Source organism: Streptosporangium sp. NBC_01755, assembly GCF_035917995.1.
GTDB lineage: Bacteria > Actinomycetota > Actinomycetes > Streptosporangiales > Streptosporangiaceae > Streptosporangium.
This window is the reverse complement of sequence record NZ_CP109131.1, coordinates 2,061,026-2,077,085: the sequence shown is the minus strand read 5'-3', so window position 1 is coordinate 2,077,085 and position 16,060 is coordinate 2,061,026. Positions and strand designations below refer to the sequence as shown.

Annotated in this window: 14 protein-coding genes; 9 read left to right on the top strand and 5 right to left on the bottom strand. The window is 67.2% G+C overall.

Translation table 11 applies throughout. The features are described 5' to 3' along the window. Positions 1–260: 260 nt before the first annotated feature. From OG884_RS37445 to OG884_RS09380, 6 genes are all read left to right on the top strand, one after another. Positions 261–839, top strand: coding sequence for a Scr1 family TA system antitoxin-like transcriptional regulator (locus OG884_RS37445; protein ID WP_442811657.1), 579 nt, complete (start codon positions 261–263; stop codon positions 837–839). Then, complete coding sequence (locus tag OG884_RS09395; RefSeq protein ID WP_326635026.1) at positions 727–1,740, top strand: IS630 family transposase; 1,014 nt, start codon at positions 727–729, stop codon at positions 1,738–1,740. The genes OG884_RS37445 and OG884_RS09395 overlap by 113 nt, the downstream gene beginning before the upstream one ends. A 34-nt stretch (positions 1,741–1,774) precedes the next feature. After that, positions 1,775–2,206 (top strand): DUF5753 domain-containing protein, encoded by a 432-nt coding sequence (locus OG884_RS37440; RefSeq protein ID WP_442811719.1) that lies wholly within the window; start codon positions 1,775–1,777, stop codon positions 2,204–2,206. After that, the gene (locus tag OG884_RS09390) at positions 2,197–2,409 is read left to right on the top strand and encodes a DUF397 domain-containing protein (protein ID WP_326644150.1); all 213 of its coding nucleotides are present in this window, start codon (positions 2,197–2,199) and stop codon (positions 2,407–2,409) included. The genes OG884_RS37440 and OG884_RS09390 overlap by 10 nt, the downstream gene beginning before the upstream one ends. A gap of 161 nt (positions 2,410–2,570) precedes the next feature. Continuing rightward, positions 2,571–2,708, top strand: a complete 138-nt coding sequence (locus OG884_RS09385) for a hypothetical protein (RefSeq protein ID WP_326644149.1) — start codon at positions 2,571–2,573, stop codon at positions 2,706–2,708. A 360-nt stretch (positions 2,709–3,068) separates the two neighbouring features. After that, positions 3,069–4,001 carry an HNH endonuclease gene (locus OG884_RS09380; RefSeq protein WP_326644148.1) on the top strand — a complete coding sequence of 311 codons (933 nt, stop codon included), beginning with the start codon at positions 3,069–3,071 and terminating at the stop codon, positions 3,999–4,001. A gap of 41 nt (positions 4,002–4,042) precedes the next feature. Here the strand turns inward: OG884_RS09380 and OG884_RS09375 are convergent, their stop codons facing one another. Beyond that, positions 4,043–5,857, bottom strand: coding sequence for an NERD domain-containing protein (locus OG884_RS09375; protein WP_326644146.1), 1,815 nt, complete (start codon positions 5,855–5,857; stop codon positions 4,043–4,045). Between the two features lie 460 nt (positions 5,858–6,317). Between OG884_RS09375 and OG884_RS09370 the strand changes: the two genes are divergently transcribed. Together OG884_RS09370 and OG884_RS09365 are read left to right on the top strand one after the other, a co-directional pair. Beyond that, positions 6,318–7,001 (top strand): hypothetical protein, encoded by a 684-nt coding sequence (locus tag OG884_RS09370; RefSeq protein WP_326644144.1) that lies wholly within the window; start codon positions 6,318–6,320, stop codon positions 6,999–7,001. Continuing rightward, a complete protein-coding gene (locus OG884_RS09365) occupies positions 6,998–7,282 on the top strand; it encodes a hypothetical protein (RefSeq protein ID WP_326644142.1) in 285 nt (94 codons plus the stop codon). Before OG884_RS09370 ends, OG884_RS09365 begins: the two co-directional genes overlap by 4 nt. Before the next feature lie 125 nt (positions 7,283–7,407). Here OG884_RS09365 and OG884_RS09360 read toward each other — a convergent pair whose 3' ends face one another. Genes OG884_RS09360 through OG884_RS09345 form a run of 4 tightly spaced genes read right to left on the bottom strand, consistent with a single transcriptional unit; the run spans position 7,408 to position 13,024 of the window. Next, positions 7,408–7,776 carry a hypothetical protein gene (locus OG884_RS09360; protein ID WP_326644140.1) on the bottom strand — a complete coding sequence of 123 codons (369 nt, stop codon included), beginning with the start codon at positions 7,774–7,776 and terminating at the stop codon, positions 7,408–7,410. Positions 7,777–7,829: 53 nt separating this feature from the next. Beyond that, positions 7,830–9,149, bottom strand: coding sequence for a maltokinase N-terminal cap-like domain-containing protein (locus OG884_RS09355; RefSeq protein WP_326644138.1), 1,320 nt, complete (start codon positions 9,147–9,149; stop codon positions 7,830–7,832). Positions 9,150–9,153: 4 nt separating this feature from the next. Beyond that, positions 9,154–10,857, bottom strand: a complete 1,704-nt coding sequence (treS, locus tag OG884_RS09350; protein WP_326644136.1) for a maltose alpha-D-glucosyltransferase — start codon at positions 10,855–10,857, stop codon at positions 9,154–9,156. Positions 10,858–10,903: 46 nt separating this feature from the next. Continuing rightward, on the bottom strand, positions 10,904–13,024 hold the full coding sequence (locus tag OG884_RS09345; protein WP_326644135.1) for an alpha-1,4-glucan--maltose-1-phosphate maltosyltransferase: 2,121 nt from the start codon (positions 13,022–13,024) through the stop codon (positions 10,904–10,906). A gap of 350 nt (positions 13,025–13,374) precedes the next feature. Between OG884_RS09345 and glgP the strand changes: the two genes are divergently transcribed. Further along, positions 13,375–15,954: an alpha-glucan family phosphorylase gene (gene glgP, locus OG884_RS09340; protein WP_326644133.1), complete on the top strand. Its 2,580-nt coding sequence runs from the start codon at positions 13,375–13,377 to the stop codon at positions 15,952–15,954. Positions 15,955–16,060 lie beyond the last annotated feature (106 nt).

The following is a 16,060-nucleotide window of genomic DNA, read 5'->3' as shown; positions in this document are numbered from 1 at the left end:
GCGTTTTTCAATGGATCGAAGGACATTTCCACCCCCCTTGTCCGGACATGCGCGGTATTTTTTCGACGGCTTTTGATGAGTGCTCTCTACGTGCGTGAGAGGGCCGCTCCGGTGGCGTTTCCGCCGCTCCGGACTACTTCACAGAATGCACCCGGGCGACTACTTTGGGTATCGAAACCGTCAGTACATTGCTGCACAGCTTGTATTGAAACTGTGCTTTTGTGCTGACGGAGTAGCCTTCCCCGCCGGACGGAGCTGAAATGTCCGTAACCCCCACACCTGGACCATTCGTGAGACCATTGGTTGCTTTCGGCGCCGAGCTACGTAAACGTCGGAAAGCAGCTGGCCTGTCTCAGGATCGGCTAGCGGAAATCACCCAATTTAGCCAGAGCCTGATCGGCTTCATAGAACGGGGCGAGCGCACCCCAAGCCGGAACTTCGCCCAGCGCTGCGATGATGCGTTGGAAGCAGGCGGGGAAGTCATCCGGCTGTGGGAACACATCACTCGGGGGGCAAGTCCTCGGTGGTTCAGAGGATGGCTGGATGTTGAACCGGCGGCGCACACACTGCATACCTGGCAGCCGCTTGTTGTGCCCGGTCTTCTTCAGACTGAGGCTTATGCGCGAGCGGTTATTCGCGGAGAGCCAGGTACTGAGCCGATCGTAAGTTTTGGTACGTGTTGGGTAGCGGTGGGAGATCGAGTTCCGGCAGGCGCATGCTGGGGGTATGGCGAGAAAAGGTCGCAGAGCGACGTTCGAGGAGAAGGTTTTCGCCCTCCGGTTGCTGGAGGAGGGCATGTCACCGGATCGGGTGGCCGAGGCGCTGGGGGTGGGCCGTGAGTCGGTGTTTCGGTGGAAACGCCAGGCCCGGGCAGGTGGTGACGAGGCGCTGCGGATCAAGAAGGCGCCGGGTCGGCCGCGGCGGCTGACGCCTGGGCAGGAGCAGAGCGTCAAGGCGGTGGTGCGTGATGTCACCCCCCGTCAGGTACTGGGGACGGCGGTGGCATTGTGGACGCGGGCGCTGGTGGCGTTGGTGATCGCGGCCTGGTTCGGGATCGGTTTGTCGGTGGCGGCGGCCGGGAGGTTGCTGCGCGGGCTGGGCCTGTCGCCGCAACGCCCGGCCTATCGGGCATGGCGGCGTGATCCGGCGGCCGTCACCCGGTGGACGACGGTGCTGTTGCCGCAGATCTGTCGCCTGGCCCGGGCACGGGGGGCGCTGGTGTTGTTCGCCGATGAGATGAGCATGCGCGTCGATCACCGCGCCGGGACCACCTGGGGACTGATCGGACAGACCCCGGTGGTGTGCGCCGGGGCGCAGCGCCGGTCGGTGAAGATGTTCTCGGCGGTCGCCGCGGACGGCACGCTGCGCTACCGGCTGTGGCACGGCTCGATGGACCGCTGGGCGTTTCTCGGGTTCTGCGCGCAGCTGCTGCGCACCGTCATCGGGCCGATCTTCCTGGTCGTCGACGGCTCCTCGATCCACACCGCCGCCGCGGTGCGTGATTTCATCGCACGTACCGGCGGCCGGTTGCGCTTGTTCTTCCTGCCCGCCTACGCCCCCGATCTCAACCCTGATGAGTGGGTCAACCAAAACATCAAGGCCCGGGTGGCTCGTGAGGCGGTCGCCGATGAACACGAACTGGCCGCGGCCATGCACAGCGGCATGCACCGGCTACAGAAACGCCCCGACATCGTCCGGGCCTTCTTCACCGACCCGCACCTGACCTACATCGGCGCATAACGCCGATAGTCCCAAAACTTATGATCGGCTCAGTATAGTCGACGAGCAGGTAGAAAAGGCTGTCGCAGCTCGCATGGAGAGACAGAGGATCCTGTCCCAGTCCGTTCCGCCAATGCTCTGGGTTATCCTCGACGAAGGAGTTTTTCACCGCCCAATTGGGGGCAAAGAGGTCATGCGACACCAACTCCAGCATCTTCTGGAAATGGTTGATCGACCTCGAATCGGTATCCAGATTGTTCCTTTGGCGCTTGGGTCGGCCACGGGAACCTCGGGTGGCTTCGTGATCGCTCAGCTTCCAGAAAGTCCAGATATGGTATATGTCGAGTCTGTAACGCACGGGCATGTGACAAATCGGCCAGAAGATGTCGGGGCTGTCTGCGCCCGATACGACACCATCCGAGCTGAGGCAAGCCCTCAGTATGTCTCGATCGAGTTGATCAGAGAGGCAGAGAAGCTGTGGATCTGAGTGATGAGCTGAAGACTGCGGCCTGGCGTAAGGCATCCAAGAGCGCGTCCAACCAGGGTGATTGCCTGGAGGTGGCCCCGCTGTCGGGTGGTCGGGTGGGGCTGCGGGACACCGAGGCTCCGGAGAGGGCGCCGTTCGTGGTGAGTGAGAGCGTGTGGGATGCCTTCGTGGACGGGGCGAAGAAGGGCGAGTTCGACTTCTAGCCCACCTGCGGAACCTGGGAGGGCTCTCGGCCACGGCCGGGGGCTTTCTCGTACCCATGAGGCTGCGGAAGTGGCTTAGCGAGAAGCCGCTCCCTTCAGGGAGCGGAGGAGTCACCCCTACTGGAAGAGTGAGCTTCCCCCCGTAGCACGGCCACCCGGCCTTGATCCTGCGTACGGGCGGCGAGATCGACACCGTCCTGGCGGTACGCCTCGAAGGCAGCCTCATCGCCGGGCTCTACGCCGTCCGCAACCCCGAGAAGCTGTCACGCATCGACCGGGAGACCGCAGTGGGCCGCTGATCCCGAACCGATCCGCCTCGGGCGACCTGGACTGGTTCAGGCAGGTGCCGGTCTCGACCGCACCTCATTTGCGGATGGGCTCACTTGAACCCAGGATTGGGCAGCGACACGGCGGTGGGTGAGGTCGCCGTGTCGCCTCACCGCTCCCCCCGTCGCGGGCGTGCCGCCGAGGTGAGCGGGATCGAGGGGTCAGCGCACGCCGGGGCGCTGGTCCGGGGACGTGTACGACGATCGTGCAGGACCGGGCTCACCTCAACGCCATGGCGATCCATTAGACGGGTCCTTCTTTCCGGCGATCCAGAAAACGCGTAATCCGTTTTCGGTGTAGAGCATGGTCATCGGGATACACAATATTGACCTATGAAGACGTATGTCGGGGTAACGGATGGCGAGTGGCATCATTTTCTGGCGGCCCGTCCCGCGCTGACCGAGGCCAACTTTTGGCGTCCCTCCGGTGGCGGGTTCAAGGCCCTGCGTTCCGGTGAGCCGTTTTTCTTCAAGACGCACCATCCGCACAACCGGGTGGTGGGCGGGGGATTCTTCAACGGGTTCGAGAGGCTGCGCATCTCCGAGGCGTGGGACATCTTCCGGGAGGCGAACGGCGCCACGAGCCTCCAGCAGATGCGTACGAGGGTGAGCCGGTATCGCAAGCAGCCGATCGCTCCCGGAGAGGATCCGATCATCGGGTGCGTCCTGCTGCGGGACACCTGCTTCTTCCCTCTCGACGCACCGGCGGAGCAGCCGCCGGACTTCGCCCCGAACCTCGTACAGGGCAAGAGCTATGACCTCGCCTCTCACCCGCAGGCGGACTACTTCCGCGAGCTGCTCCCCCGATTGCTCGGGGCCGTTGTCGAGATCGATCTGTCCAGACCATGGCATCGGGACGGACCGACCTACGGCGATCCCCGGCTGACCCCACAGCGGCTCGGCCAGCAGGCGTTTCAGGCCGTCGTGCTGAATGCCTACGACCGGCGCTGTGCCATCACCGGCGACAAGATCCGTCCTGTCCTGCAGGCCGCCCATATCCGTCCGCTCTCCGCCGGAGGCGAGCACCGTCTGGACAACGGGCTGCTGCTGCGTTCGGACATTCACACCCTGTTCGATCGCGGTTACCTGGCCGTCGATCCCGAGTATCGGCTGAGGGTCAGCCCGCGTCTCCGTGAGGAGTTCGGCAACGGCGAGCAGTTCTACCGGCGTGCCGGAAGCCAGATCGCCGTTCCCCAGCACCGACATGACCGGCCAGCTCACGAGACTCTCGAATGGCATCTCGATGAGGTGTTCCTGGCGTCCTGACTCACGCGACCCCGGAGCTTCCCATCAGGCGAGCTAAGCGATCATCTACTCGTGCGCCCCGACTTCTGCGGCAAGCCAGTCCATCGCCGCCGACTTCTCAGTCTCCGACCGCACAGGTAACCCTGCGATTCGGCGCCGCTTTCGAGCCTGGCCGCCTTCTCGTCCGACAGGGCGACCTTGAGCACCTCCGGCCTCCCGCTCCGCAGGTTCGTCACCAGCAGGGCGCGGGAGGTGGAGCCGGTGCCGAGCCGCTTCTCCACTCGCCACTCGCCGCCGATCACGTCGCCCTGCCTGGCCTCCAGCGGATCGAGGTCGTCTCCCGGCTGCTCGTCGGCGGGGTGGACCGACTCGGGGGCGGTCGCCTCGTCCTCGACGGCCTCCAGCATCTCCAGGAACTCGGCCACGCTGGTCAGCCGCTGTACGGGCACCGGCGCGGTGGCGGCCTGGACCAGCTCGTCCATGAACCCGGTCACCGAGTCGTCGACCGTCGAGGGACGCAGGCCGTTCTCCTTCGCCAGGCGGGCGAGGAGGTCGGCCCGCCGGTCACTCGGGGGCAGGCCGGTGAGCAGCAGGTAGGACAGGGTGCCCAGGCCGAACACGTCGAGCGCCACCGGGTCGGGGCTCGGCGTGTTCAGCTCCGGGGCCAGGTACGCCTGGGCGGACGCCTCCATGTGCTGGCCGACGTGGCTGCTGGAACTCATCCCCGGGGTCGTGCCGTCGGTGCCCTCACCTCGGGTGGCGGTCTGCCAGTCGCTGATCTGGAGCTGCGGGTTGAGCCAGCCCTGCTCCCGCGCGCCCTTGGGAGCGCGGCCCGGCGTGACCAGCACGCTGCGCGCCGACAGCGCCCGGTGATGCAGGTGCCGCCCGTGGGCGTACGACACCGCCTCGACGAGTTGGCGGATCAGGTTGAGCCGGGTGAGCAGGTCGAGGCGCGGGCCGTACTCGCCGATGTAGTGGTCCAGGCGCATGGCGCGCGGGTCGTGCCGGAAGATGAGCGCCGGGCCCATCTCGTGCTGCTCCAGGGTGTCGACCCGCACGATGCCCGGGTGGCTGATGCCGTGCAGGGCCAGCACCTCGCGGCGGGCCGCCCGGCCCATGCTGGCCCGCATGTCCTCGTCGGCGTTGCGTTCGACCAGGTAGATGCGGATGCGGCGTTTCTCGGTGTCGATGTCGCGGTGCGTGGCCAGGTGGTCTTCCCAGGTGGGCCCGGCGTCGAACGGGCGCGGCTCCAGCTCCCAGGCTCCCACCTGGAGGTGGGCGCGGCTCTTGGCGATCCCCACCTTGCGCAGCCAGCCGCCGAGTGGCCGGGAGATCTCCGGGGTGATGCGGCGGCGCTGGTCGCGGGGTGCCACCGTGAGCAGGTCCGACAGGATCTTCAGTAGCCGGCCGTTCTCGGGCCCGTAGACCCCGGTGAGGTGCTGGTCCGGCAGCCCCACCTCCAGCGAGGGCACGGAGAGGAAGACCGCGGCGTGGATGTAGGGGATCCGCACCCGGGGTCCGGCGGCCTGCTGCAGCAGCGACTTGAGCTGCTTGGCCTTGGAATCGGCCAGGTGTAGCGGGTTGTCGAAATAACGGGTGCGGTTGCCGGTCGTCTGCACCCAGTTGGCGCCGCTCGCGCCGAGCCGCCCGTGCAGGCTCTTGATCTCGATGAGGAAGAGCCCGGCGGGCGCGGCCACGAACAGGTCGACCTCGCGGACGTGCCCGGTGTTGGCGGTGAAGGTGAAGTTCGACCAGGCACGGTACGGCTCCGCGTCGGGCAGTCCCGAGCGGACGTGTTCCAGGGCCTCGCGCTGGCTTCTGCCGTTGTACGAGCCATGCCACGGTGTATTCGACGTCGCCGAAGTCGGCCGCCGCACGAAGCCGTCCGACGAGGGCCTCGACGTAGGAACGCAGGGTCGCCACCTCGACGCGGTCGACCTCCCCGGTGTTCGGCGGAAGAAGTTCCGTCGTGGCGGGCTGGATTCTTCTCTGAATACCATTTGTTTGCTGACTCGAAAATGGCTGCCGCGTTTTTCTCTTTGGCGTATGGGTATTTCCGATTTAAATCATTGGCAATGATAAAAAGTCGGATTCTCGCCACAAAGGGATATAAGTTGACTCCTTATGAGAACGGAATAATTGGGAGACTTGTCGGTCGTCGCTTCTTGACGCACGCGGTGGTCCTGGCCATGGTGGGGGCGATGCTGCCGGGCCAGGTATCGGCGAGTGCGGAGATCGGGCCCGCGCCGGGGACGTATGTCGGAGTGGTGGTAGAGGGGAATGCTTCCTTCGGGTCCGCCCAGCGGGGGGAGTGCCGCCACGGACCGTGCCGTCGTTGTGGCCGTTCGTGCCACCGGTGCCGCGGATTCTGCGAGCGCGGAAGGAGGGGCCCCAGAGGGATACAGGGTATTCCGGGACGCCGAGGCCCGGAAGGACCGGAGGGGCCGGAGGGGGAGCGGGGCCCGATGGGTTTTCCGGGACTGCACGGTAAACCTGGGCCTCAGGGTGAGAAGGGTGCTCAGGGCGGCCTGGGTCCGGTGGGTCCTCAGGGTGAGAAGGGTGATCCCGGTCTGCAGGGGCTGCCAGGTGAGAAGGGTGCCCAAGGTGACTCAGGTCCGGCGGGTCCTCAAGGCGAGAAGGGTGCCCAAGGTGACTCAGGTCCGGCGGGTCCTCAAGGCGAGAAGGGTGCCCAAGGTGACTCAGGTCCGGCGGGTCCTCAAGGCGAGAAGGGTGCCCAAGGTGACTCAGGTCCGGCGGGTCCTCAAGGCGAGAAGGGTGCCCAAGGTGACTCAGGTCCGGCGGGTCCTCAAGGGGAGAAGGGTGAGAAGGGTGATCTGGGACCGGCGGGTCCCCAAGGTGAGAGGGGTGTCCGGGGGCCGGCGGGTGCGGGAGGGCCAAGAGTCGGGGTCGCCTCGGTTTTCCGGGGTAATACGCAATATATCGCTTATGTCCTCTGCGATGGCCGTACCTTCATCAGGGATCCGGAAACCACTCCGCGCTGGCACAATCTCTCGTCCGTGACCGGTTATCCCGGCCAGGCGGTGAGTGCCACCCTGTCGACGCTGGGAAGTCGCCTGTACATCACCGTGGTGAACATCGCCGAGAGGGTGGCGCAGACCTCGTGCAAGGTCGGTCCGGCCCCCGGCGGTGGGGGTAACCCGGCATGGCCCGGCAACTGCGATGATTTCGTCGATCTGACACCGCCTTCCGGACGGAGTGCCGTGTCGGGGGTCACCTGGAACGTCAACGACGAGAACGGGGCCGGGGTGCAGCCGAACGCGTGCGCGATACGGATTCCCTGACCTCGCGGGCGGATGATCACGAATGATCATCCGCCCTTCCGGTCAACGGGACGAGAGGTCCCAAGGCCGCCGAGAGCGGGCGGGGTCAGTCGGCAGGGCCTACGAGGTCGGCAGCCGGGAAGGCCTCAGTCGTGCTCTCGGCGGTGTCGCAGCAGGTGCCGGACGAGAAGTGTGAGGGCCAGTACGACCAGGCCGATGAGCAGGTAGCCGAAGTAGCGGGCGATCTCGTCGTACACCTCGCCGATGTAGGTGCCCACGGTGTACCCCAGCACCGTGGGCACCGGGACCCACAGCGCCGCGCCGAGGGTGTTGAACGCCAGGAAGCTGACCCCGCTCCGCGCCGAGTGGTTCTCCAGCCTCGACAGCCGGAACTTCCTGTCGGTGGAGGTGAAGTCGAGCGCGACCGACGCGGCGACGGTGCTCACCGTCGCCTGGGACAGCGGCGCGGGGACGCCCCCGGACTCCGGCGGCACCGCGACGATGTCGCGCTTCACCGACCGGCGGCCGTCTGACGTCTTGGTGGCCTCTTCGCGCGGCGGGCGGGCGCCTAATGGCCGGTTTCGAAGGCGGCCATCGGGATGTGCAGCCAGCTCGGGCGGTTGCGGGCCTCGTAGACGATCTCGTAGGCGGCCTTGTCGAGTTCCAGGGCGCGGAGCAGGACGGCGTCCTCGGCGCGCAGGTGGCCGCCTCCGGCGGAGTAGCCGGCCAGGAAGGCGGAGCGGTTGAGCTCGGCCCACTCGACCGCGCGGGGGCGCAGCTCGTCGGCGTCGGCCTCGGCGTGGTCGGCCAGCAGGTGGCGGGCCGCGTAGTCGAAGGAGCGGAGCATCCCGGCCACGTCACGCAGCGGCGAGGACAGGGCCCGGCGCTCGGCGATGGGCTGTCCGGGCTCGCCCTCGAAGTCGAGGATGACCCAGTCCGTGGTGGTCCGCATCACCTGGCCGAGGTGGTAGTCGCCGTGGACGCGCTGGACCGGCATCTCCTTGGCCACCTCGGAGACCCGCTGGTACGCCTGCTCGGCGACGTGGACGTGCTCGCGGAGTTCGGGCACCTCGGCGACCGCGGCGGCCAGGCGGCGGCCGAACTCCTCGACCATCCGTTTGACCTCCTGCGACTCGATCACGTCGACGGGGAAGGCGGCGGCCATCTCGTGGTGGACCTGGGCGGTGGCCACACCGAGGCGGAAGGCCTCGGCGCTGAAGTCGCCGCCCGCCTCCGAGGCCGAGGGCTCCAGGGCGCCGTAGAGGTCGCGGACGCTGGCCAGCGCCAGCGCCCAGCCGTCGTTGGAGTTCGACAGGAACTCCTGGGTCATCGCCAGCGTGGTGGGTTCGTCGTCGAGTTCGGTCTCGATCCAGCCGTACGGCTGCGCGATGTGGGTGCCGTCACGGAGGGCCAGGGCGGTGACGATCTCCAGTTCCGGGTTGACCCCGGGGGTCAGGCGGCGGAACAGCTTGCAGATGTAGGTGTCGCCGTACACGAGGGAGGTGTTGGACTGCTCGGCGTTGAGCACCAGGCTCCGCAGGGAGGTGTCGATCTCCACTCCGTCGAGGTGGCGGAAGCGGAGCGGGCCGATATCGCGGTCTTCCGCCATGCCGGTCAGCAGGGTGCAGGTGAGGTCGGCGTCGTAGGCGGCGTCGTAGTAGCCCTCGCCGATGTGGGCCGGCTTGAAGCGGTACTCCTCGGGCGCGTCGGTGCCGAGCAGCAGCTGGTAGCGGTCGCGCGCCCCGGCCTGGTGAACCGAGATGATCAGATGGCGCAGGCGTGGTGAGAGTTCCAGGTCCGAGTCGACGACGAGATCGTCGATCGGGCGCCCCTTACCGGCGAACCATCGTTGATGGGTGATCCAACCGGTAAGGAGCTCCGTCAACACGGCTTTACGCCTCCTGGGATGCGGGTGGCAGGGTGAACCAATAGAACCCATGCCCAGGAAGTGTCAAAAGATACGGAAGCTCGCCAACTGGTGGGAAAGGAACCCCGCCCATCGTCTCCACCGGAATCGACCCCTCGAAGCGGCGGAGGTCCAGTTCCACCGGCTGAGGGAACCTGGAGAGGTTGTTGACGCACAGGATCCGGTCGTCGCCGAGCTCCCTTACGTAGGCCAGGACGCTCGGGTTGGAGGAGTTCAGCTCGGTGAACGCGCCGAGGCCGAAGACCGGATGACGCTTGCGGATGTCGATCATCCGCTTGGTCCAGTGCAGCAGCGAGCCCGCGCTCCGCTGCTGGGCCTCGACGTTGAGCGCCTGGTAGCCGTAGATCGGGTCCATGATGACCGGGAGGTACAGACGGCCGGGGTCGCAGTCGGAGAATCCCGCGTTCCGGTCGGGGCTCCACTGCATCGGGGTGCGGACACCGTCGCGGTCGCCCAGCCAGATGTTGTCCCCCATCCCGATCTCGTCGCCGTAGTACAGCACGGGAGAACCGGGCAGGGAGAGCAGCAACGCCGTGAACAGCTCGATCTGATTGCGGTCGTTCTCCAGTAGCGGCGCCAGCCGCCGCCGGATGCCGACGTTGGCGCGCATCCGGGGATCCTTGGCGTACTCCGAGTACATGTAGTCGCGCTCGTCGTCCGTCACCATCTCAAGCGTGAGCTCGTCGTGGTTGCGAAGGAAGATGCCCCACTGGCAGTTCTCCGGGATCTTCGGCGTCTGGGCCATGATCTCCGAGATCGGGTAACGCGACTCCCTCCTGACCGCCATGAAGATGCGCGGCATCAGCGGGAAGTGGAACGCCATGTGGCACTCGTCGCCCCCGGTGGCGGGGTCGCCGAAGTACTCGACCACGTCGGCGGGCCACTGGTTGGCCTCGGCCAGCAGCACCCGGTCGGGGTAGAGCCGGTCGACCTCCGACCTGACCCGCTTCAGGTACTCGTGGGTCCTGGGCAGGTTCTCGCAGTTGGTGCCGTCCTGCTCGAACAGGTACGGGATGGCGTCCATCCGGAACCCGTCGATGCCGAGGTCCAGCCAGAAGCGGAGCACCTCCAGCATCGCGTCCTGCACGTCGGGGTTCTCGTAGTTGAGGTCCGGCTGGTGCGAGAAGAAGCGGTGCCAGTAGTACTGCCCCCGGACCGGGTCGTGCGACCAGTTGGACGTCTCGGTGTCCACGAAGATGATCCGGGCGTCCTGGTAGAGCTCGTCGTGGTCGTTCCAGACGTAGAAGTCGCCGAAAGGACCCTCGGGGTCGTGCCGGGAGGCCTGGAACCACGGGTGCTGGTCGCTGGTGTGGTTCATCACCAGGTCGGCGATGACCCGCATGCCGCGCTTGTGCGCCTCGTCGACGAGCTTCACGAAATCTCCGAGATCCCCGAAGTCGGGAAGGATCTTCATGAAGTCGGCGATGTCGTATCCGCCGTCGCGCAGCGGCGATTCGTACAGCGGCAGCAGCCAGAGGCAGTCGACGCCGAGCCACTGGAGGTAGTCCAGTTTCTGGATGAGACCGCGGATGTCCCCGGTGCCGTCGCCGTTGGAGTCGGCGAAGCCCCGGATGAGAACCTCGTAGAACACGGCGCGCTTGAACCAGTAGGGATCGCGCGGTTCTTCCTCGTCGAAGGTGTTCGGAATTGGCTCGTGTAGCTGACTCACCAGTGGACTCCCCGCTGTTCTGCCGGTATAGGCGTACCCGGCCGGCTCACCGCTGGTTCGCCGCCGCGGCACGCAGAGTGAAGACGTGCGCTGGGTGGATGTGGGGATCGAGGCGCACGTAGTTGTCCTGCCGCCAGTGATACGACTCGCCCGACAGCTCGTCGTCCACGACGAACTCGGCTTGCCAGTCGAGACCGAGGGCGGGCATGTCCAGTGACACCGTCGCCTCATGGGTGTTGTGCGGATCCAGGTTCACGACCACGAGGACCACGTCGCCCAGGCCGTGCCGTCGTGTGGCCGTGTCGTAGGCGCCGGGCAGCCGCTTGGAGAAGCAGACCATGTCCGGATGGTTAACGCTGTGAAACCGTAGATTACGCAGTTCCTGGAGCGCCGGGTGTGCTCTTCGGAACAAGTTGAGTTGCGTGATGAACGGGGCAAGGCTACGGCCTTCTCGCTCGGACCCTACCCAATCACGGGGTTTGTATTGATATTTCTCACTATCTAGATATTCCTCACTGCCCGGTCGAACCGGTACATTCTCCGCAAGTTCATAACCCGCGTAGACGCCCCAGGTTGGCATCGCCGTCGCCGCGAGCACTGCTCTGATATGAAATGCCGGGACTCCCCCATGCTGAAGATACTCGTGGAGAATGTCAGGGGTGTTAACAAACACGTTCGGTCGCATGTAGGACGACGTCTCGTGGGAGAGTTCGCTCAGGTACTCCTCGACATCCGGGCGCGAGTTCTTCCAGGTGAAGTACGTGTACGACTGGTGGAAGCCGACCTTGGCCAGTGTCCGCATCATCGCCGGCCGGGTGAACGCCTCGGCCAGGAACAGCACGTCCGGGTCCGTGGCGTTGATGTCGGCCAGCAGCTTCTCCCAGAAGGCCACCGGCTTGGTGTGCGGATTATCCACCCGGAAGATCCGTACGCCGTGATCCATCCAGATCCGTACCACTCGCCTGATCTCCTCGTAGATCCCCCGGGGGTCCTTGTCGAAGTTCAGCGGGTAGATGTCCTGGTATTTCTTCGGCGGATTCTCCGCGTACGCGATCGAGCCGTCGGCGCGAATGTTGAACCATTCCGGGTGCTCGGTGACCCACGGGTGGTCGGGCGCGCACTGCAGGGCCAGGTCGATGGCGACCTCCATGCCCAACTCGCGGGTCTGCGCCACGAAGGCGTCGAAGTCCTCGAAGGTGCCCAGGTCGGGGTGGATGGCGTCGTGGCCGCCCTGCTGCGAGCCGATCGCCCAGGGCGAGCCGGGGTCGTACGGTTCGGGGGTCAGGGTGTTGTTGCGCCCCTTGCGGAAGCTCTGCCCGATCGGGTGGATCGGCGGCAGGTAGACGACGTCGAAGCCCATCTTCGCGACGGCCGGCAACCGCTTCGCGGCAGTCAGGAAATTTCCGGACTTGGGGGCCGTGTCCCGCTCGATGATCGCGCCCTCGGATCGCGGGAAGAGCTCGTACCACGACCCGAACAGCGCCCTGCGGCGGTGGACCACCACCGAGCGCGGGGCCGACCTCGTGACCAGTTCCCGCAGCGGGTGCGCGCGCAGCAGCGCCGCCGTCTCCGGAAGCTGGGCGACGGTGAACCGGGCGCGCGGGTCGATCCGGGTGTCGCGGAGCCTGGCCGCCACCGCCTGGAGCGCGGCGCGGTGCCCGCACGCGTGTGCCTGCGTGACCTTGCCCCGCCGTGCCGTCCTCGCCGCGGGGGGCCTGCCGCTCACCGGCCTGCCGGTCGCGACGGTATCGGTCGCCGGCCCGCAGTCGGCGGCCCGTACGGCTCTCGCCGCGCGGTCGAAGAGCCGGGCACCTTCCTCGCACATCAGGTCGGCGTCCAGGTCACGCGGGATCTTGATGCCCGCGTCGTGCAGCCAGGTGGCCAGGGGATCGCCCCAGGCCTCCACCCGGAAGCGCCACCCGCCCTCGGTGGGCAGGGTCACCTCCACGCCCCAGCGGTCGCTGCCGGGCCCGAGCTCGGCCATGGGCAGCAGCGGCCCGCGCACGCCGTCGGGGCCGGTGAACACGACCCCTGCGGCGACCGCGTCGTGTCCCTCGCGGAACACGGTCGCGGAGATCTCGAAGGTCTCACCCGCAGCGGCCTTCGCGGGGTAGCGCCCGCATTCGACCGTGGGGTGGATGTCCAGGATTGGGATTCGTCCGATCATCGCTTCTCAAGGTAGCGGCGGCACGCCCGGTACCGCCGGGGAAGTCAGCAAGGAAAGATCTTCGATTTTCAAGCGCCCCCGGGCCGCTCTGAGGGCAAGGCGGAACCTTGCCCTGCCGGGACGGCCGGCTCCCGAGGGCAGTGCGTTCTGGCTCGTATGTCCGGTGCCCTAATAGTCCATCTTCATGCGTGCCGGTGGATAGAGTGCGGGACCTCTTACTCTTCGGCGAGTTGTCCTAATAGTAGATCGCCTACCTTTGATGTGTTTGAGGGGGATTGATAACGGTGAGAGGGATGACGCGTGAGTGTTCGAGTCGCCCTCGTGGCGCTGAGTAACTAGGGTTTGGCACCGTGAGAGCTATTCGCAGGTTTACCGTCCGCACCGTCCTGCCCCCCGAGCTGGCCCCGCTCGGGGAGCTCGTGCTGAATTTGCGCTGGTCGTGGCACCCGGAGACATTGGACCTGTTCGGCGAGGTCGATCCGGCGATCTGGGGACGCGTCGGGTACGACCCCGTCGCCCTGCTGGGTGCCGTGGAGGCCGACAGGCTCCGTGAGCTCGCCGCCGACCGCCGTTTCCTGCGGCGGTTGGCCGACGCGGCCGACGACCTCCGCGAATACATGACCGCTCCCCGGTGGTACCAGAGCATCTCCGACGCTCCCCAGGGCATCGCCTACTTCTCGCCGGAGTACGGCATCGCCGCCGCCCTGCCGCAGTACTCCGGCGGGCTCGGCATCCTGGCCGGGGACCACCTCAAGGCGGCCAGCGACCTCGGCGTGCCCATCCTGGCGGTGGGCCTGCTCTACCGGCACGGCTACTTCACCCAGTCCCTCTCGCCCGAGGGCTGGCAGCTTGAGCACTACCCCTCCCTCGACCCGGGCGGCCTGCCGCTGACCCTCCTGAAGGAGGAGGACGGCACCCCCGTACGGATCAAGATCAGCCTGCCCGAGCAGCGCACGCTGCACGCCCAGGTCTGGGTGCTCCAGGTCGGCAGGGTGCCGCTGCTGCTGCTCGACTCCGACGTGGCCGAGAACGACACCGCGGCCCGCGACGTCACCGACCGTCTGTACGGCGGCGGCACCGACCACCGCCTGCTCCAGGAACTGCTGCTCGGCGTCGGCGGCGTCCGCGCCATCCGGGCCTACTGCCGGGTCACCGGCCACGCCGAGCCCGAGGTGTTCCACACGAACGAGGGGCACGCCGGCTTCCTCGGCCTGGAGCGCATCCGCGAGCTCACCGAGGCCAGGCTCTCCTTCGAAGAGGCACTGGAGGCGGTGCGAGCCGGCACCGTCTTCACCACGCACACCCCGGTGCCCGCCGGGATCGACCGCTTCCCCGCGGAGATGATCGCCCGCCAGTTCGGCGGCGACAACGCGTGGCCCACGGTACCGACCGACCGCATCCTCGCGCTCGGCGCCGAGGACGAGCCCGGCAAGTTCAACATGGCCGCGATGGGCATGCGGCTGGCCCAGCGCGTCAACGGCGTCTCCGAGCTGCACGGTGCCGTGAGCCGGGAGATGTTCCAGTGGCTCTGGCCCGGCTTCGACGCCGACGAGGTCCCGATCGGGTTCATCACCAACGGCGTGCACGCGCCCACCTGGGTCGGCCGCGAGATCATGGAGCTGGCCGGCCAGGAGCTGTCCACGCTCGTCGAGCAGGCACAGGGCTGGGAGAGCATCACCAAGATCTCCGATGGCGACGTCTGGGGCATCCGGGGGCGGCTGCGCGAGAAACTGGTCAGGGCGGCCCGCGCCAGGCTCCGCCAGTCGTGGCTCAACCGGGGCGCCTCCCCGCCAGAGCTCGGCTGGATCGACGACGCCCTCGACCCCGAGGTGCTGACCATCGGCTTCGCCCGCCGGGTGCCCTCGTACAAGCGGCTCACCCTGATGCTGTCCGACCCCGACAGGCTCCGCGCGCTGCTGCTCGACCCGGTCAAGCCGGTCCAGATCGTGATCGCGGGCAAGGCGCACCCGGCCGACGAGGGCGGCAAGAAGCTCATCCAGCAGATCGTGAAGTTCGCCGACGCAGAGGACGTGCGGCACCGCATCGTCTTCCTGCCCGACTACGACATGGCCCTGGGCCAGCTGCTCGTCCAGGGCTGCGACGTGTGGATGAACAACCCGCTCCGCCCGCTGGAGGCGTGCGGCACGTCCGGCATGAAGGCGGCGCTCAACGGCGGGCTCAACCTGTCCATCCGCGACGGCTGGTGGGACGAGTGGTACGACGGTACCAACGGCTGGGCCATTCCCACCGCCGACGGCGTCGCCGACCCCGACCGCCGCGACGAGCTGGAGGCCACCGCCCTCTACGACCTGATCGAGCACGAGGTGGCCGACCGGTTCTACGACCGTGCGGACGGCCTGCCCCGGCGCTGGCTGGAGATGGTCAGGCACACCCTGGCCTCGCTCGGCCCCAAGGTGCTCGCCGGGCGGATGCTCCGCGACTACGTGGTCGGCCTCTACACCCCCGCGGCCCTCTCCGCGCGCGCCCTGTCCGCCGAGGGGTACGAGCAGGCCAGGAGCTTCGCGGCGTGGAAGCTCAGGGTCGGAAAGGCCTGGCCGGGCGTGCGGGTCGAGCATGTGGAGACCTCTGGTCTTGGAGACACCCCCGAGCTCGGGTCGTCCCTGGGGCTGAGGGCCACCATCGCCCTCGGCGAACTGGAGCCCGGTGACATCCGGGTCCAGGCGGCATACGGGCGGGTCGGGGACCACGACGACCTGGTCGCCCCCGCCTACACCGACCTGACGGTCGAGAACGAGGGCGACGACGGCAGGGCCGTCTTCGGCGGGACCGTTCCCCTCGACCGCACCGGTCCCTTCGGCTACACGGTCCGGGTCGTTCCCCACCACCCCCTGGTGGCGTCGCCCGCGGAGCTCGGCCTGGTCGAGGTGCCGGAGGAGCCCGTGGGCATGACCAACGGCACCCTGCGCTGACGAGCGCACGTCCACCCGGCGCGCGCTCATCGGCGCCGGGTGGACGTGCGGCCTGCGGAGATCAGCACTTGGGTGGACGTGCGGCCCGCGCTCATCAGCACTGGGC